At 59.1% G+C, this 17,870-nt stretch carries 19 protein-coding genes and 1 tRNA gene; 17 read left to right on the top strand and 3 right to left on the bottom strand.

All coding sequences use genetic code 11. The features are described 5' to 3' along the window. Nucleotides 1-131 precede the first annotated feature (131 nt). Nucleotides 132-335, top strand: coding sequence for a cold-shock protein (locus K6U75_03500; GenBank protein ID MCL6474106.1), 204 nt, complete (start codon nucleotides 132-134; stop codon nucleotides 333-335). Between the two features lie 49 nt (nucleotides 336-384). Here the strand turns inward: K6U75_03500 and K6U75_03495 are convergent, their stop codons facing one another. Then, nucleotides 385-888 (bottom strand): DUF6141 family protein, encoded by a 504-nt coding sequence (locus K6U75_03495; protein MCL6474105.1) that lies wholly within the window; start codon nucleotides 886-888, stop codon nucleotides 385-387. 124 nt (nucleotides 889-1,012) lie between these two features. Here K6U75_03495 and K6U75_03490 point away from each other — a divergent pair, with 124 nt between their 5' ends. From K6U75_03490 to K6U75_03475, 4 genes are all read left to right on the top strand, one after another. Beyond that, the gene (locus K6U75_03490; protein ID MCL6474104.1) at nucleotides 1,013-1,846 is read left to right on the top strand and encodes a sugar phosphate isomerase/epimerase; all 834 of its coding nucleotides are present in this window, start codon (nucleotides 1,013-1,015) and stop codon (nucleotides 1,844-1,846) included. Next, on the top strand, nucleotides 1,837-2,727 hold the full coding sequence (locus K6U75_03485; protein MCL6474103.1) for a histidinol-phosphatase: 891 nt from the start codon (nucleotides 1,837-1,839) through the stop codon (nucleotides 2,725-2,727). The genes K6U75_03490 and K6U75_03485 overlap by 10 nt, the downstream gene beginning before the upstream one ends. A gap of 104 nt (nucleotides 2,728-2,831) precedes the next feature. Further along, nucleotides 2,832-3,857, top strand: coding sequence for a cation diffusion facilitator family transporter (locus K6U75_03480; protein MCL6474102.1), 1,026 nt, complete (start codon nucleotides 2,832-2,834; stop codon nucleotides 3,855-3,857). 61 nt (nucleotides 3,858-3,918) lie between these two features. Further along, nucleotides 3,919-4,005: transfer RNA gene (locus K6U75_03475), tRNA-Leu, on the top strand. A gap of 230 nt (nucleotides 4,006-4,235) precedes the next feature. Here K6U75_03475 and K6U75_03470 read toward each other — a convergent pair. Continuing rightward, nucleotides 4,236-4,955 (bottom strand): hypothetical protein, encoded by a 720-nt coding sequence (locus K6U75_03470; protein MCL6474101.1) that lies wholly within the window; start codon nucleotides 4,953-4,955, stop codon nucleotides 4,236-4,238. 95 nt (nucleotides 4,956-5,050) lie between these two features. Between K6U75_03470 and K6U75_03465 the strand changes: the two genes are divergently transcribed. The 9 genes from K6U75_03465 (at nucleotide 5,051) to K6U75_03425 (ending at nucleotide 12,542) form a co-directional block, all read left to right on the top strand. Beyond that, nucleotides 5,051-6,040: a metallophosphoesterase family protein gene (locus K6U75_03465; protein ID MCL6474100.1), complete on the top strand. Its 990-nt coding sequence runs from the start codon at nucleotides 5,051-5,053 to the stop codon at nucleotides 6,038-6,040. Between the two features lie 103 nt (nucleotides 6,041-6,143). Then, on the top strand, nucleotides 6,144-6,947 hold the full coding sequence (locus tag K6U75_03460; GenBank protein ID MCL6474099.1) for an AAC(3) family N-acetyltransferase: 804 nt from the start codon (nucleotides 6,144-6,146) through the stop codon (nucleotides 6,945-6,947). Then, a complete protein-coding gene (locus tag K6U75_03455; protein ID MCL6474098.1) occupies nucleotides 6,944-8,155 on the top strand; it encodes a SpoIID/LytB domain-containing protein in 1,212 nt (403 codons plus the stop codon). Before K6U75_03460 ends, K6U75_03455 begins: the two co-directional genes overlap by 4 nt. Beyond that, the gene (locus tag K6U75_03450; GenBank protein ID MCL6474097.1) at nucleotides 8,119-8,583 is read left to right on the top strand and encodes a S24/S26 family peptidase; all 465 of its coding nucleotides are present in this window, start codon (nucleotides 8,119-8,121) and stop codon (nucleotides 8,581-8,583) included. Before K6U75_03455 ends, K6U75_03450 begins: the two co-directional genes overlap by 37 nt. Next, on the top strand, nucleotides 8,550-8,897 hold the full coding sequence (locus K6U75_03445; GenBank protein MCL6474096.1) for a PqqD family protein: 348 nt from the start codon (nucleotides 8,550-8,552) through the stop codon (nucleotides 8,895-8,897). The genes K6U75_03450 and K6U75_03445 overlap by 34 nt, the downstream gene beginning before the upstream one ends. Nucleotide 8,898: 1 nt before the next feature. Then, nucleotides 8,899-9,072, top strand: coding sequence for a hypothetical protein (locus K6U75_03440; protein MCL6474095.1), 174 nt, complete (start codon nucleotides 8,899-8,901; stop codon nucleotides 9,070-9,072). Nucleotides 9,073-9,309: 237 nt separating this feature from the next. Further along, nucleotides 9,310-10,506, top strand: a complete 1,197-nt coding sequence (locus tag K6U75_03435) for a site-specific DNA-methyltransferase (protein ID MCL6474094.1) — start codon at nucleotides 9,310-9,312, stop codon at nucleotides 10,504-10,506. Nucleotides 10,507-10,509: 3 nt separating this feature from the next. Further along, complete coding sequence (locus K6U75_03430; GenBank protein ID MCL6474093.1) at nucleotides 10,510-11,340, top strand: TdeIII family type II restriction endonuclease; 831 nt, start codon at nucleotides 10,510-10,512, stop codon at nucleotides 11,338-11,340. A 152-nt stretch (nucleotides 11,341-11,492) separates the two neighbouring features. Beyond that, nucleotides 11,493-12,542, top strand: a complete 1,050-nt coding sequence (locus K6U75_03425; protein MCL6474092.1) for a chemotaxis response regulator protein-glutamate methylesterase — start codon at nucleotides 11,493-11,495, stop codon at nucleotides 12,540-12,542. 3 nt (nucleotides 12,543-12,545) lie between these two features. Here K6U75_03425 and K6U75_03420 read toward each other — a convergent pair whose 3' ends face one another. Continuing rightward, complete coding sequence (locus K6U75_03420; protein ID MCL6474091.1) at nucleotides 12,546-13,664, bottom strand: hypothetical protein; 1,119 nt, start codon at nucleotides 13,662-13,664, stop codon at nucleotides 12,546-12,548. A gap of 325 nt (nucleotides 13,665-13,989) precedes the next feature. Here K6U75_03420 and K6U75_03415 point away from each other — a divergent pair, with 325 nt between their 5' ends. From K6U75_03415 to K6U75_03405, 3 genes are all read left to right on the top strand, one after another. Beyond that, nucleotides 13,990-15,042: a hypothetical protein gene (locus K6U75_03415; GenBank protein ID MCL6474090.1), complete on the top strand. Its 1,053-nt coding sequence runs from the start codon at nucleotides 13,990-13,992 to the stop codon at nucleotides 15,040-15,042. An 87-nt stretch (nucleotides 15,043-15,129) separates the two neighbouring features. Further along, nucleotides 15,130-16,773: a hypothetical protein gene (locus K6U75_03410; protein MCL6474089.1), complete on the top strand. Its 1,644-nt coding sequence runs from the start codon at nucleotides 15,130-15,132 to the stop codon at nucleotides 16,771-16,773. 28 nt (nucleotides 16,774-16,801) lie between these two features. Continuing rightward, nucleotides 16,802-17,848 carry a hypothetical protein gene (locus K6U75_03405; GenBank protein ID MCL6474088.1) on the top strand — a complete coding sequence of 349 codons (1,047 nt, stop codon included), beginning with the start codon at nucleotides 16,802-16,804 and terminating at the stop codon, nucleotides 17,846-17,848. Nucleotides 17,849-17,870 lie beyond the last annotated feature (22 nt).

Below are 17,870 nucleotides of genomic sequence, written 5' to 3'. Positions count from 1 at the left end.
ACGATTCTTGCAGTAACTACAGGATGGAAGTCATGCGGCACCAGCCGCAGGTTTTGCCCGTGTTCGCGCCCGCGCCATTGAGGTTGGGAAAGCGTAGCACCGGGCGAGGTACGAGATAGGAGGAAGTTGCAATGCAAACCGGTACCGTGAAATGGTTTAATGACGCCAAGGGCTACGGCTTCATTAAGCCAGATGACAGCGACAAGGACGTGTTCGTGCACTACACGGCGATCCAGATGCGCGGGCACAAGACCCTCACCGAGGGACAGCGCGTGCAGTTTGAAATCGTGGAAGGCGCGAAAGGTCCACAAGCCGCAAACGTCATTGCACTATAAGCGGCTCTCATCCCTGAAAACGAAGCGCCGGTTCACCCCACCGGCGCTTTCATGCTAATATGCCGCGTATCGCTTCCGCCAGCTCCTCTGCCCGTTGCGAGCCGATGAGCAGGGTTCTACCGTTCGCAAACTCCAGCTCTACACCCTGATTGCCTGATATGGTATACGCCTTCCCACGCGCGCCGTAACGAATGCCCCAGCCGCCATACTCCAGCAGCGGGCTATAGGTGCGCGCCTGTACCCCCTTGATGCGCTCGGGCTCTATCCTCACCCAGCGCCAATGGAAGGGAATAAAGCGAAGGTATATGCCATCGTGCCTGACCTGAGTCACCAACCGCATGGAAGCAAGGAACACCGGCAGCAGCACGCCAGCCCCCAGCCAAACTATCCACGCCGTCCACTCAGATACAGGGTCTGACCCCGACACCCGACGCAATAGCAGCTGCTTCCACCAGATGTACCACGCAGGCGCTATCCCCACCAGTATAATCAGCCAGACCCACCACTGCGTGAACCGTTGCTCCTCATGAAAGAGGGCAAAATGTTCTTCCATCTCGCTCCCCCTCCGGCAGGAGTCTACCTCCAGCCCCGCCAATTAGACCCCATAGAATCATAACACGTACGCACTGCGAGAAGCCACCATGAATCGACGCGAATTCATTCAGGGGAGCATGATGATGTTTGGAGCCGCCGCGTTTGCTTCCGGTTCTGCACCACAACCTGCGCCACGCCCACCTGCCTTCAAGCTGGGGCTGGTGACCTACAACCTGGCGCGGGCATGGGACGTGCCCACCATCCTGGCGCGGTGCAAAGCCACCGGTTTCGCCGCCGTTGAGTTGCGTACCACCCATGCGCACGGTGTGGAACCCGATATCGATGCCGACCGGCGCAAAGAGGTGCGCCGACTATTCGAGGATTCGGGCATCGTACTGTGGGGGCTGGGCACGGTGTGTGAGTTCCACTCTCCAGACCCCGCCGTCGTGCGCGAGAACATTGAGACCTGTAAACGCTTCTGCGAACTGGCACGGGATGTCGGTGCGAAAGGGGTGAAGGTTCGTCCGAATGCCCTGCCCGAAGGCGTGCCGGTGGAGAAAACGCTGGAGCAAATCGGCAAGGCACTCATCGAGTGCGGTAAGGCTGGTGCGGACAACGGCGTGGAAATCTGGCTGGAGGTGCATGGTCAGGGTACACAGGAGCCACCCAACATCGCCCGTATCATGCAACACTGTGGGCATCCCAGCGTGGGCATCACGTGGAACTCCAACCCCACCGATGTGAAAGACCGCAGTGTACGGCAGAGTTTCGACCTGTTGAAACAGTACATCCGCTCCTGTCACATCACCGAGCTGACCAGCAGCTATCCATGGCGCGAGCTGTTCAGCCTGCTCCAGGGTATCGGCTACGACCGATACACCCTCGCCGAGATACCGGGGCTGGAGACGAGCAGTGTGGCGGATACGGAGCGCTTCATGCGCTACTACCGTGCGCTGTGGCAGGAGCTATGCCGGTAGACGCAGCACGCTGGAAGGTTTCGCTGCACGGAGGGCACAGCCGCGAGTATTGCGACCATGCCTACTCCTCCCTCCGTGAGATGCTGGAGGCGGCGGTCGCCGCAGGCTACCATACCTTCGGCGTCACCGAACACGCCCCGCGCGTGGAAGAACGCCTTTTATATCCAAACGAAATCGCGCTGGGCTGGGACGTGCCCAAACTGCTCGCCGACTTTGAACGCTACGCGAAGACCCTGCCTGCACTGGTGGAAGAGTTCGCCGACCGTCTTGTCGTGCTGCGCGGGTTTGAGATCGAGGTCGTACCCGCCGCCTCTTACGTCTCGCTGATGCAGGACTACCGTCGGCGCTATGCCTTCGAGTACATCGTCGGCTCAGTGCATTACGTGAACGAAATCTCCATCGACGGCAGCGTGGAGGACTTTCAGAAAGCCATCGACGCCTGCGGCGGTGTGGAGCCGCTGGCGGTACGCTACTATCAGACGGTGGCGGAGATGGTTACTGCCCTGCAGCCGGAGGTGGTGGCGCACCTCGACCTGATTAAGCTGCACGGCCGGCACTTCGGCTTAAAGGAAACCGAGGCGGTGCGACGGGCGGCGGAAGAGGCTCTGCAGGCGGTGCGCGCTACAGGCGGCATCGTGGAGATAAATACTGCAGGCTACCGCAAAGGGCTGAGCGAACCCTACCCCGCCCCGTGGCTGGTGCAGCTGGCGCAGCAGATGGGCATCGGCTTCTGTTTGGGCGACGACAGCCACCGCGTGGAACAGGTCGGTTTCGGACTCGAGCAGGCGCGAGCGTACTTGTTGGAACAGGGTGTGCGAGCCCTGACGGTGCTCACGCGCGAAGGGGACAGCCTGAGTCGGCACGAGGTACCGCTGGAATAAGTTACCTTTAAGTTACCTTTTACTGGCCTGGTTCTAGCCATTGAAAACAATATTTGGTAATGGTATACTCCTATCAGTGTTGACGGCTTTGTGGGCGGAGAACGATGTCCGATCAAGGGCACGCGCACTGCCAATCCGACAGGCATGAACATATGCACGGGCATACACACCAGCATGCACACGGCGCGATAGACCCCGTGCTGTTTACCACTGCGCAGGGCATCCGGGCTGTGCAGTGGTCGCTGGTTGCACTGGGAGTAACTGCTTTGTTCCAGATGGTCGTCGTTTTCTTGTCGGGCAGTGTCGCCCTGCTTGCCGATACGATACATAACTTCGGCGACGCGGCCACCGCCATTCCTCTGTGGGTTGCATTTTCCCTAGCGCGGCGTCCGCCATCTCGTCGTTTCTCCTACGGCTATGGGCGCGTGGAAGACGTTGCGGGTGTTATCATCGTTCTAACCATTTTGCTCAGCGGCGTTGTTGCTGGCTACCAATCAGTTGACCGCCTTCTACATCCCAAGCCTATCGAGAATCCTTGGGCTGTGGTGGTCGCTTCGCTACTCGGCTTCGTTGGCAACGAGTTCGTCGCCATCTACCGCATTTGGGTGGGCAGGCGCATCAACAGCGTTGCGCTGGTAGCCGATGGATATCATGCCCGAACCGACGGCTTAACCAGCTTAGGGGTGTTGCTCGGCGCAATAGGGGTGTGGCTGGGGTACCCCATCGCCGATCCTATCGTTGGACTGGTTATCACCGCTGTCATCGGGCGCATCGTGTGGGATTCGGGTAAAGCCGTTTTCACTCGCTTGCTGGACGGTGTCGCCCCCGAAGTGATCGATGAAATCTGGCACGCGGCTTTACACGTACGAGGAGTGAAGGACGTAACAGATGTGCGGGCGCGCTGGTTAGGACACCAACTACATGCCGAAGTCAACCTGGCGGTTAGTTCTGACCTCTCGGTTGCCGAAGGACATGCGATTGCGGTAGAAGTCCGGCACCAGCTCCAGCACGACCTGCCGTATCTGCGCAGTGTTACTATCCATGTAGACCCCATCAGCCACTCTGGAGAAAAATACCACCGCGTGCAGCAGCATATGCACGATGGGTTAGGATTGCATTCGCATTCATAAGCGGACTATGCGCCACACCCCTTGACAAACGCAGGGCAAAAGCTGTATATATAGAATGGTTGCCGACGTGGTGAAATTGGTAAACACGCTAGGTTCAGGGTCTAGTGCCCGAACGGGCTTGGGGGTTCGAGTCCCCCCGTCGGCACCAGTTTTTTTATGATTCCGCCCCGTCGTCCGCTTCGGTCATAACTCCCATGCGCCCTCCGGTCCTGGTGCGATGGCAAAGGGATTTTCTCGATCGGATGCCCAGCGCATTGGGTTCTCCGCTGCAAAGGGCAATGCGATGCACGTGGCAGGCAAGACGCCCCGCAGCGGCAACCCTTGTGGTTGCCCTTTCACTGTGGGCAGGCACGAGACCTACCCATGCGTAGCTAGCTTTTATTGCACCGCAAAATGCACCTTCACCGGATGCAGCCAGCCCACGATGCCTGCCACCGGCGCGGCGAACAGGAACGGCAACAGCACCGCCATCACGCAGTGCTTCCAGCGCGGAGGCTGGCTACCCCTATGCACCTTCACCGCACACGCGGGCAGATAGACCATCAGACCATACACCATTAACCAGAACCCCCATCCCAGCAGGTTGTGCCAGCCGAAAGAACCCGCCTCCGCCAGCGTGCCGGTGCAGCCAAACAGCACCATGACCTGCCTCGGCGCGAACGCCCAGCGCGACAACATCCACGCCCAGCACACAAACATCGGCACAAACACCACCACACTGTGCCCCAGCACCACGTCCAGATAGTTGGTGGAAGCGGTGATATACGCTTCACCAATGCGCACCCCAAACACCGGCGCGAGGTTGGTCATGCTGGTGGTAACCGCCTCCTCCACCAGCGCAAACAGGGTGCATAGCAATACGAATTTCACCTGCCATCGCCAGCGCCACCGCTGTACGAGAGCGGCGAATCGATGCCGATATCGCCACATCAGCCATCCACCCAGCACACACCACAGCAGGAACAGACCACCTGCCATCATCGCCACCGCGTTGTCTCGGGGGGAATGCCGCGTAAGCACAAAGAAGAGACTCACCTGCGCTGCCGCCCATACCAGCGCGACATGAATGGTCTTATGCCAGAAATTAGGCTTGCCCATGACATCCCTTTCTCATGCACACCGTCCGGTTCCTGCAGGAAAATGAAGACGGAAGACGTATGTGGTGGAAAGCAGGTTCACATGGAGGAGCAAAGATGCCCGAGCCGTTGCGTTTCCGAACAGAAACCTTCAAAATCGTACAGTTGACCGATACTCACTGGACAAACTTCGACGAGCGCGATCGCCTCACACGCCAGCTCATGGAAACGGTGCTGGACAGCGAACAACCCGACCTGGTATTCCTGACGGGTGACATGCTGGGTGGAGCCGATTGCAAAGATGCCGATAGAGGAATGCGACAACTGGTACACCCCATCGAGGAGAGGGGGTTATCGTGGACAGCAGTGATGGGCAACCACGACGACGAAAGCACTCTGCGCCGCGAAGAACTCTGGCGGGTGATGGAGAGCTGTGCCCACTTTGTGGGCAAACGCGGTCCGCGAAACATCACAGGCGTTGGCAATTACGTCCTGCCCGTGATGAACCGCAAAGGCGAGCGTCCTGCCGCGTTCCTGTGGGGCATCGATTCCAGCAGTTACGCCACCACCGACATCGGCGGGTGGGGCTGGATTACCCGTGACCAGATTGCATGGTACGAACGCACTGCCCGGCAGGTGCGCAGGCGATGGAGCATCACCGACGAGGAGCGATTGCGTGTTCCTGCGCTTGCCTTCTTTCACATTCCGCTGCCCGAATATGATGAGGTATGGCGCACGCAGGTCTGCTACGGACAGAAACACGAGGACGTCTGCGCCCCCAAAATCAACACGGGGTTCTTTGCTGCACTGCATGAGGTGGGTGAGGTCATTGGTACGTTCGTCGGGCATGACCATATCAACGACTTCTGGGGCACACTGTACGGCATCCGCCTTTGCTACGGCAGATGCAGCGGCTACGGCGGTTATGGCAAAGAGGGGTTCCCGTGCGGTGCCAGAGTCATTGAACTGCAAGAAGGCGTGCGCGACTTCCGAACCTGGCTGCGGCTGGAAGATGGTCGGACGATAATTCAACAGCCGGAGCACCGTCCATTAGTTGAGGGGCAGGAAAGCGGGAATCGCGAGCCGATGAGCCATGCTATCGCCTGAGCCACTGCTTCGGCATGCTTCTGACAAAACCTTTGCAGGCTCAGCCCTACCCAACGTCGAAGTTGCAGTCGGTGAGCTGCAAGACGCATACAAGGAGTATCGGATGCAAATAGGCATCGACAAAGAGACCCTCACGCAGGAGCTGCGCCGTCTCGGCCTGCCGCGCGGGATGGATGTGCTCGTTCACTCCTCGCTTAGCAGCATCGGCTGGGTGGAAGGCGGTGCGGACACCGTCATCGATGCTCTGCTTGCGGCGGTATCACCCGCTGGCACGATACTGATGCCAGCACTCAACGGCTCACCACAGGATTCCCCCCAGAACCCGCCGCGTATGGACGTGCGCCGCACCCCCTGCCCCAAATGGATTGGAATCATCCCCGAAGCTTTCCGCCGTCGCGAGGGCGTCCGGCGCAGTCTGCATCCCACCCACTCCGTAACCGCACTGGGCGCACGTGCCGACTTTTATACGCAAGGACACGAACATTGCCAGACCCCCTGCGGCGAGGGCAGCCCGTATGTGAAGCTGATGGACAGCGGCGGGTACATCCTTTTACTGGGTTGCACTCAGCAAAGCAATACCAGCCTGCACGCGCTGGAAGAGCTGGCAGAGGTGCCATACCACCTGCAGGACGAATGGACGGACGGCATTGTCATAGACGCGGAGGGTCGCGAAATCGCGGTGCGCAACCGCCTGCACCTGTGGGGCTGGGAACGCGACTTCACGAAGGTGGATGAACCACTGCGTGAGGCTGGCGCGATGCGGGAGGAAATGGTGGGTAACGCTTTGTGCCGGTTGATTGACGCGAGAGCGATGCGGGAGGTGTTACTGCCTGTCCTGCAAAAGGACCCGCTGTGGCTGCTTACCGACAGGGCACGCGAACGGTTCTCACGGAGCTGGCAACGATGAAACACCCTTACTGCAAGTGGTTCCTCCTGTCAACGCTTTACTTACTCTTTTTTCTCCTTTGCCCGGCGTTGCAGGCGCAGCAACCCTTCAATCCCCCGGTGCGCGTGTGGCTGACACGCTGGCAAAGCACCCCCCTGTACATCACCAGCCAATCAGAATGGCGCATCACCGGCGCAGGAGCACCGCATCGCATGGCTGCAGGAGAAACGGTCAGAGTAGAATGCGACGCGACACTGGTGACCCTGCGCTTAAGGGACAAAAGCCTGCAGGCGGAGGAGTGGACTATAGAAGGTGACGCGCCGTTGAGCCTTTCCAGAGCACAGGACAAATCCGGAAGCAGCTACCGGGGCAAACTGACTCTGCGCGTACGTAAAGGCAAACTGCAGGTGGTGAATACACTGCCACTGGAGGATTACCTGCTGGGCGTTGTTCCACTGGAAATGCCTTCCAGCTTTCCGTCAGAGGCGTTAAAAGCGCAGGCTATTGCCGCACGCAGCTGGACCGTACGCAACCGTCACAAGCACGAAGCGGACGGGGCAGACGTGTGCGATAGCACACACTGTCAGGTCTACGGAGGCGTTACCGCCGAGAAAGAAAGCACGACGCTGGCGGTGCAGAATAGCGCGGGTCTTATCCTGGTCAAGGACGGGTCTTCAGTAGACGGTGTTTACACTGCCGACTGTGGCGGACAGCCTGCCCCCGCCAACGGTGTCAGTACTCCCCCGCCCGACCGCGACAGTTCGGGCAGAGACTACTGTCTTGCCAATCCGGGGCACTACTGGTCGCTAATTTTTACCTTTCTGGAGGTATGGCAGGCGGCGGGTGAGAAGGATTCTTTGCAGGACATGCCGAACAGTGAAGCAGACGTGCAAATCGCGCAAACCGACGCAAGCGGACGGGTGGTCACGCTGCGCATTCGCTGCGGCGAGCAAACGCGGGATGTTAGCGGCACCCGACTGCGCAGTCGGTTATTGCTGCCGTCTACCCTGTTCAGCGTGCGGATCGACAAGGGTAACACCATCGTTTTCGAAGGCAGTGGCTCAGGACATGGCTATGGGTTGTGCCAGTGGGGGGCGGCGGGGAGAGCCCAATCAGGACAGAAAGCGGAGGAGATTTGTCAAGCCTACTACCCCGGCGCACAGATTGTGCCGTTAAGCGAGGCGATGTGGCAATGGCGAAAGGCTCGGAAACCGAATTCCGCCCGTTGAGCGAGGAGACCGTTCAGCTGATAGCACGTCTCCAGACAGGCGAAACCGTATGGCTGAAGGCACAGGGCGAAAGCATGTCGCCCGTGGTTCAGGGAGGGGATGTGCTGGAAATTACGCCTTCGCTGGAGATAAAGCCGGGCATGATTGTACTTGTCAACACGCCCTGGGGAGTGCGCTGCCACCGCGTGGTGTCCGTAGAGAACGGGCATATCACCCTGCGCGGCGACACCCTGCAGGACGAAGAAAAGGTACTGCGCGAACAGGTTCTGGGTTCGGTGCGCACGGTATGGCGAGGCAACAAGCGGTTCTCGCCGTACAGTGGGAAATGGTGGCTCTATGGACTGCTGCAGACACGGATGCCCCAGGTGATGCACGGATTGCGAAAGGTGTGGAGATGGAGCCGCAGGCAGAGACGACACCGAATGTGACGCCAGAGCACTACCTGGTGCGCTCGCCGTTTCTGGCGTGGCGTATCATCGAGGGAGAGGCAGTGGTCATCTCACCGCAGGAGCGCGAGCTGCACAACCTGAACGAGGTGGCTACCGAAATTTGGCGCATGGCGGACGGCAGCCGCACGCTGAGGCAGATCACGCAGGAGCTGAGCCAAACATACGAAATCGCGCCCGAAGAGGCATTACCCGACGTACTGGCATTTGCGCAAGAAATGGTCGAAAAGGGCATCGCTTTCCTGTCGGACCGCCCAACCTCAGAAGACGAAATAGAAGCAATGGGGGTGACCTAGCATGGAACAGCATGGCAAACAGACAGAGCAGCCTTCCCGAAAAGCGCGCAAAGCTTATCAAAAACCGCAGATGATGACCGAAACCATTTTCGAGACTACCGCCCTCGCCTGCGGCAAGTGTACCAGCGGACCGTTCTCACAGTTCGCGTGCAGTACCATCGAGCGGAACTCGTAAGTATTAGCCGTGACGCATGTCTACCTGACCCGGGCGAGCGTCGTCAGCACAAACGGTCGAGCCCGTATGACGCACCAGAAGCCAGAGGAAGGCGTTCGCTGCCGAACCATGCTGCTCTACTCGGTGTGTGGATGGCGGAAGAACTTGGTGTGCGTTACGGTGAACCCTCGTGTGTTACAATATCAGAGGAAGGAGAAGTTTTTGCCAACGAGGAGAAACTAAAGCGTGATTCATCAGATGGATACGGAGCCAACTCGTCCGGAGACGGTAACGCCAGAAACCCCGCTGGAAACACTCAACTTGAACTGGCGGGAACGCGACCTGCCGGAGCATCTCCGCACCAAGCACGTGCACCGCTTGCATCCCTATCTGGGAAAGTTTATCCCCCAGCTGGTGGAAGTGTTTCTGCGGAAGTTCTTCCGTGCGGGACAAACTGTGATGGACCCTTTTTGCGGCTCGGGTACCACTCTCGTGCAGGCGAATGAGCTGGGTATCCATGCTGTTGGTTACGACGTTTCCGCGTTTAATGTCATGCTCTGCCGGGCAAAAACCACCCGATACCATCTCGAACAGATGCAAAAGGAAGTGCTGGACGTGCTCGAGAAAGTACATCGCCGAACATGTTCCCAGGATGCAACCCAGCTTTCCTTGATGATGGAACAGCAGGACACTATCTACGACACGGACGGGTTTTCCACCAGTGAATACCTCCAACGGTGGTACGCCCCGCAGGCACTTCGTGAGCTGTTAACCTATCGTGATATTGTAAAGCAGGGCGACTATGAATATAAAGATTTGTTATACGTTATTCTGTCGCGCTCAGCACGCTCCGCAAGGCTCACCACGCATTATGACCTGGACTTTCCGAAGCAGCCAGTGACGGCTCCCTACTGGTGTCACAAGCATCGTCGCGTCTGTGAGCCCACCCTCGAAGCCTTTAAGTTTCTCAAACGGTATAGTATCGATACGATCCACCGTGTTCGGCAATACGCCCTGGTACGCACCGATGCGGAAGTGGTCATCTCCCACGCGGATAGCCGTACGGCACAGTTTCCTCCTGTAGACGGAGTAATTACCAGTCCCCCCTATGTGGGATTGATTGACTATCATGAACAGCACGCCTATGCCTATCACCTGCTCGGGCTGCGCGACCTGCGCGACTGCGAGATTGGCGCCGCGGCAAACGGGGCGTCCGAAAAGGCAAGGCAGCAGTACGTTCAGGATATCGCAACGGTTTTTCAGCGCATCCTAAAATGTACCCCATCAGGAGCGCCGCTCGTTGTGGTGGCAAACGATCGACATAACCTTTATGGTCGCATTGCGGAGATGGTCGGGGTGCGAGTAGAAGCGGTGTTACATCGGCACGTGAACCGCCGAACAGGAAGGCGCTCCAGCGAGTTCTACGAGTCCATCTTTATCTGGCGTAGCCCATAACAGATGGCTGTCCTCACTGATACAACCCGTGCCCGGATACAGGGCTACTTAGAGGCGTTCATCACTAATGTGGTGGACGAGACTCGGCAGCGACTCCTGCCGTCCTCGATAGCAGTACGCGAGTATCTGAGACAACAGTCGGCAGAGGGAAGATTGAAGCCGTTTCATCAGGCGATCATACCTGCCGAACTCATACGCCTCAGCGCGTTTGAGCGCAGTTTCAGCACACGACTTGGCTCCACTTTCGAGGAGTGCGCTCGTCTTATTGCTTTACAATTTCACAAGGACGCACGCCGGGGGCATCGCGTCAAGGGCAAGGTGAGCCAGTCTTCCCTGCAAGCCATAGAGCAGCAGGTAGGCCTTTTCGAACACGCTTCCTCAGAACGACCACGGATGGACGGCATGGTGGACACCGTACTGGCGTCACAGCGTCAGGATGACCTGATACCTCTGCAGGTTGTCGCCGACCTGTGGGTGCAGCGGCACGACGGATCACAAATGTTCTTTGAAATTAAATCACCGATGCCGAATAAGGGACAATGCCTCGAGGTTACCCAGAGGCTACTGCGAATACATCTGCTGACAGGGAACCGTGCTCCGCAGGTATCTGCATACTTCGCAATGGCATACAATCCATACGGAAGCACTCGGGAAGAGTACCGCTGGACATACGCCAGAAACTATATGCCTTTTGATGATGCAGTACTCATTGGCAACGAGTTCTGGAGTCTGGTGGGCACAGAAGGTGTGTACGAAGAGCTGCTGGAAATCTATCAGGAGGTTGGCGAGGCGCGGGCAAAATACATTCTGGACAATCTGGCTTTCGGTTTTTGAAGCGTACCACGATGCCTCACTCTCGACGCACCTCCAGATGCAAAATCTTTAAGGAACGGTCTATCAGTCGCCGCACCCTATTTCCCCCTTCACCCTGACCTGCCTCACTGCCGATAATTCTCGACGGTAAACACCCTCAGGAGGAAACGTCTATGGATGAGCATCGCCCGGTGCGGGTTTTGATTATCGACGACTCGGTGGTCATCCGTCAATTACTGAAGGATATTTTCGCGCGGGATGGAGAGATAGAGGTCGTCGGCACTGCCAGCGACCCCATTGAAGGCTATGATAAAATTGTGCAGCTGAAACCCGATGTGCTGACGCTGGATGTGGAGATGCCGCGCATGGATGGCATCACCTTCCTGCAGAAGCTCATGCGCTCGCACCCCATGCCGGTGGTGATGATTTCCACACTCACACGCGAGGGCAGCGAGGTCACGTTAAAGGCGCTGGAACTGGGCGCGGTGGACTTCATTGCCAAGCCGACGCAAAGCGTCTTCACCGGCATGGCAGCGTTATCGCATGAAATAACGTCTAAGGTAAAGGCGGCGGCGCGCGCCCGCGTGCGTCCCTCAGCTGCGCACGTCACGCCGATACCGCTAGCCAGGACGCCTGCGCAGCGGGGCACTGCGGCAAGCCGTTTGATTGCCATCGGCGCATCGACGGGAGGTCCCGAAGCCATCCGGCAGGTGCTGCAGGGCTTGCCTGTGGAGGTTCCGCCTATTGTCATCGTGCAACACATGCCTCCGGTGTTTACCCGCTCCTTCGCCGAGCGGCTGGACAAACTGTGCACCGTGCGCGTCAAAGAAGCGGAAGACGGCGATACCCTTCAGTCGGGGCACGCTTATGTGGCTCCCGGCGACTATCACTTACAGGTAACCACCAACGGCTCGCAGTTCCGCGCCAGAGTGGTGCAGACCGAACCTGTCAATCGCCACCGCCCGTCGGTGGATGCGCTGTTCGACTCGGTGCTGCAGGCAAGCGGTGCGGCGACGGTCGCCGTGCTGCTGACCGGCATGGGCGCGGATGGGGCACGTGGTCTGAAAAAGCTGCGCGACGCCGGGGCGCATACCATTGCTCAGGACGAAGAGACCTGCGTGGTCTTCGGGATGCCGCGCGAGGCAATCCATCTCGGCGGGGCGGAGTTCGTGCTTCCCCTGCCCCAGATTGCGCACAAGGTGGTGGAGTTGCTCGCGGCGTGACGCTCACTCAATGCGCCCGTACTCTTCCACCAGGTTGCTCACCAGGCGCACCCGCTCGATAATGCCATCGGGTGGCACCTGGTCGCACACGCACAGCATGAAACGCGGGTCGGCTTTGTACAGTCGTATCGCTTTCAGCACGATGTCGCGCAGGGTCTGCTCGCTATACAGCGGGCTGAAGTAGGCAGCAGGTACTCCCCCCCACAAAATCAGGTCAGGTCCCGCCAGCTGGCGGAAGTCCTCCAGCGGCACATCCCCTACGGGCGCAGGTGTCAGCGACTGCGCGCAGTCTACTCCCGTCGGTCCCACGTATGGCAGCAGGTTCTTGAAAGTGCCGTCGATATGCACGAAGATATATTTGCCCGCCCGGTGCAGCTGCTCCGCGCGCTTGCGGTAGTAGGGCGCGTAGTACTTCTGGAAGATGCGAGGGCTGACCACCTCCCCCGTGATGTTATCGGGGAAGTACACCAGCGGCGCAGGCGCGTTGCAGATAATCTCGTACATCTGGTCCTCAGCAGCAGACATCACCTCAATGGTCTCCTCTATCTCCTCCGGCGCGTCTGCAAGGGCGTAAACCGCATTGGTAACCCCCATCCAGATGACAAACAGGTTCGCCATCGGGGTACGGTTGGGCATCGAAGCTGCTACACCCCAGTCGCCAAACAGGTCGATGATACGGTGCTGCTCGGTGTAATCGGGCGTCAGATGGGTGTGCTGGAAGATGAAGCGCAGCACCTTCAGGTCGTTGGGCGTCTTCACGGGATACTCCCGGTATGCCCAGCAGTAGGAGTTCGGCTCAAACTCCTGCACCTGCGAGATAGTCCCCACCGGCGTCACCCATGTGGTGCGTGTGCGAACGGGTTTACCATCGGCGTCGCGCTCTTCCTCTACCTTTACCTGCACATCCTCGTATTGCGCGCGCCAGGGGCAGTTGAGCAGGTGCTCGTGCGCGCCCGTGTTCAGGTCTTTATAGAGTTGCACCACGCCGTCCCCGCGGTATTTCTCCGGCAGGGTGCCCTTTATCATCTCCGCGTTATACCAGTAGGTCAGGTCGGCATACCAGGGCATCACGTCAGGACGCTCGCCCCGGAACACCGCCAGCAGTCGCTCTTTATGGGTCATGCTGCACCTCTCGTCGCGTACCTATCATCGGAATCCGGCCAGGAGTTACGCACTTGCGATGAACACGTAGCAGACCATGCTTTTTCAGCGACCCTGGAAACATTGTCCCGTCATGCTGGGCGCCAGCGAAGCATCTCAGAGCCGTAACAGCGATTCTTCGCTTCGCTCAGAATGACAGAGAATGTCGCTTTATATCACGAGCTTCACAAAAGTCTTTCAAATGCGTAACCCCTACCTACATTTTCTGTGAAATACAAGAGTATTCCTCTCGTTGACGTCCGCCTTTTGGACTGCTATACTGGCGAAAACAGGCAGGAGGCAAAGGATGGGCATAGACGCACGAAGGCTGCGCGAGCTGTTTGACGAAAGCGACCACGCCATCCACAACGGTAAAGGCTACTCCGAGTCGCTCAACGAGAACGGTGAACTGGCATGGGGAGAGTCGTACATCTTACTCGCTTACATGGAGATGTATCGCGCCACGCGAGACCGTCTCTACCTGCGCAAACTGGTAGAGCATTTCGACCGCGTGTTGCAGAACCGCGACGACGTGCGGGGCGTTGCCGACGTTCACGCGGGCAAACCGCTGGCAGGATGGGGTTCCACCAGATACTCCAGGGGCGAATGGCACGTGTGGATAGTACATACGGGCATGATTACCATGGCGCCGGCGGAGTTCGTGCGTTTGGTGAACCGCGACCCGTTCTTGCGCCGCGAGTTTGGCGCGACAGCGCAGGCGTATCGGGAACGCATCGAAGAGTGCATCCGCGATACACAGCCTTACTGGCGCAACGGACCAGGGTCTGGCGAAGGATACTACTACAGTCCCCGATTCAATGACGCTCTGCCGCTGAACCAGCAGAACGCGATGGGCAGCGTGCTGCTCGAGATGTGGCGGGCAACAGGCAACCCACGCTATCGTGAGCAGGCAGAACGGCTGGCCCGCTTTTTCCGCAACCGCCTGCGCTCCGACGACCCGCGAGTGTACGACTGGGCATACTGGTATAAACTGAACGGCGAAGCGCGCGGTAGCGAAGACATCTCCCACGCCGCCCTGAACGTAGACTTCGCCGTGCGGTGTGTGGCGGAAGGCATCGTCTTTAACCGTTCAGATGCGGAACGCTTTGCCAACACGTGGCTGCTCAAGGTACGGCGTGAGGATGGCTCCTACGCGGGCGAGGTTTCGGGTCGAGAAGATGGCAGCGAATACATGCCCTTCTCGGGTGGGATGTGGCTGGCGTTGTGCCGTGTGTTGCCGAAGCCGCTGGCGCAGGCGATGTATCGCGACGTGCTGCAGGCGTATCTGAAGAAAACGCGATACAGCGCCAGCGAGCTGCCGGGCATCGCAAGATTATTGCGGTATCGCGTGCTCGCATAAGAGGACAAAAACACACTCTCTCATCTTGCATTCCTTCCCTATCAAGATGTAAACTGAATCCAGCATACGGGAAAGGGGCGATACCGTTTGACGGACACAACCGCGACGCTGCAATCGGTGCTTTCACGCACGGCGCGCCGCGCGAAGGTGGGTTATCTACTGCGCGCACTGTGCCTCGGATGGCTGTTGGGCGCTGGCTTAGCCAGTATCCTGCTTGCGCTATCGTGGGCAATGCGCTGGGACATTAGCCTCTGGGTTCCTGCAAGCGCAGTTGCGGCTCTCGCAGCCGCGGGACTACTCTACGGCGCGACGCGACGGGTAGACCAACAGCAGGTCGCGCGGTGGCTGGATCGGCAGGCGAACACGCAGGAACGCCTCACCACTGCGCAATGGCTGTCGCAGCGCGGCTTGCAGCAGGAAATGGAACAGCTGCAACTGCAGGATGCGGAGAATTGCGCCCAAACCCTGGACGTCCGCCGACTGGCGCGGATTCCCCTACCTCGCACCTTCTGGGTTGCCCTGACGATGACGGCCGTCGCCGTGTTCCTGTGGTTTGCACCAGACCTTGCATGGTTTCAATCACCGCAGACCCGTCAGGAGAAGCAGGCGTTGCGCTCCGCGGGCGAACGCGCCGAGCAACTGGCTCAGGAGTGGCGCAAGCAGGCGACAGGTCAGGACAGGGAGAAAATGCGCAGGCTCGCCGCGCAGCTGGATGCGCTGAGCAAGCAGATGAAGCGCGCCCGGCTCAGCAAGCGCGAGGCGATGGTCAAGATGTCGCGCCTGCAACGCGAGGCGGAAGAACAACAGCGCAGGCTGGCGCAAGCTCACTCGGGCAAACCCATGGAGCGAGCCCGCGACGAGTTTCTTAGCGCCCGCAGCGTGCAACAGCAAATCCAGCAGGCGAAACTGGAGCGCGAGTTGGGGGCACGTCTGCAAACCGCTGCCCTGAAACAGAAGGGTGAGCAAAACGCCCCTGCCTCTGTGCAAAACGCTGCTATGAACAAAACCACCACTCCATTCGCCAGCGAGATGGCGATGCAGATGGCACTGGCGCTGTCCCAGCAGGATGCCCAAAAGCTGGGCGAGCTACTGCAGCAGATAGCCCAGCAGTGGAACAGTCTTTCGCCTGAGGAGCGCAAGAAGCTGGAAGAGCTGCTGCGCGAGCTGGCGAAAGCCTTAAAAGACACGAACCTCGACGCCGCTTCCAAAGACCTGCTGGAGGCGTTGAAACATCTTCGCCTGGACGATTTGGAAAAGGCAAAGCAGTGTATGGGCAAGGCGTGCCGTTCGTGCCAACAGGCTGGAGCTTGTGCATTAGACGCACGCCAGTGGGCGGAGATGGCGGCGATGCTGGCGATGCTGAAGTCGGAGTTGGGCAGTGTGCCCGTTGCGCAGAACTCCTATGAGAAGCGGTTCGGCGGCGGGCCAGGAGCCCCTCATGCCGGTCCCAAAATGGAGAAGCTGGAGTATCGCGCCCAACAGGATAAGGACACGGCACGCCTGAACGTGAAAGAGGGCAAGCCCACACACGTGCCGGGTGTTGTCACCGGAACGGGCGAACAGCCTGCTTTCGTCACACGAGGAGCACCCGATGCCGTCTCCAGTGGCGTACCCAGCTATGAGGTGTATCTCCAGTACCGGCGGGCGGCGGAGAGCGCACTGCAACGCGAAACGGTGCCGCCGGAGTACAGACAGCCGGTAAAGCGATATTTCGATTCCATTAAGCCATAACATAGCCTGCTGAAAGGAGGAAGGAAGGATGAAACGGTTTGCACTTGCAGTACTGGCAGCGCTGGTGTGGAGCGCGCCCGCGCTTCGCGCCGATGTGCTGTGGGACCAGCCGTGGGATGGCGTGAGTCGGGGTAGCCCCGCGCAGGAGTTCACCGACACGGACTACCGTATCTACTCGGTGTGGCTGTTTGACGACTTCACCGTGCCCGAACCGGGCTGGTGGATCGATCGCGTGACGGTGTACGGCAGCGAACAGGGCGATACGCGCTACAATCTCGGCGTTTATCTTTCCATCTCGCCCGCGCCGCATGTGGACGTGCTGGATGTGGTTGCCGTCGGCAGTGAGGTGGTGCTGGAGCCGGGGGAGCCTCCACTGCGTCGGCGGGCGAACCTCGTGTTTGACCTCAACGGCTTCTACCTGCCGCCGGGCACTTACTACCTCAGCGCGTGGGTACGCCGTCCCTTCGAGCCGGGCGGGCAATGGTTCTGGCTGCGCACCAGTCCCACGCAGGGCGAGCCTTTCTACCTGCACAACCCCGGCGGCGGCTGGGGATTCGGGGGCAACCCTGTCGGCGGAGGCTGGCTGACCGAACAGGACCTGGCGTTTACCATCGAAGGAAGGTCAACCGCCCGAATCAGCGGAACAGTGACCCTGCAAGAATACGCTGGCGACAGGACTTTAGTGCCGGTTACCATCGAGGTGCGCAATCCCGGCTCCACCGACCCGCTGGAGACGCACGCGGTGAATCTGGACGACGAAGGCAGATACTCTTTCCAGACCCTGCTGCGTGGGACGTTCGACGTGTCGGCAAAGGCATCGCACTGGCTGCGCCAGACCGTGGCAAACGTCTCCATCGCCGGCGACGCTACAGTGGACTTTACCCTGACCAACGGCGATATCGACGGCGATAACGAAGTGACCCTCTTCGACTTCGGCGCGCTGGTGGCGGCGTTCGGTTCGGTGCCGGGCGATGGCAACTGGAACCCCGATGCGGACCTGGACGGAGACGAGGAGGTGACCCTCTTTGACTTCGGCATCCTCGTACGCAACTTTGGCGCGACGGGGGACGAATAAACCAGCGTTCCAAAAGTATCCT

The sequence above is a fragment of the Bacillota bacterium genome (assembly GCA_023511455.1).
GTDB lineage: Bacteria > Armatimonadota > HRBIN16 > HRBIN16 > HRBIN16 > HRBIN16.
This window is presented reverse-complemented; position numbering and strand designations above follow the sequence as displayed.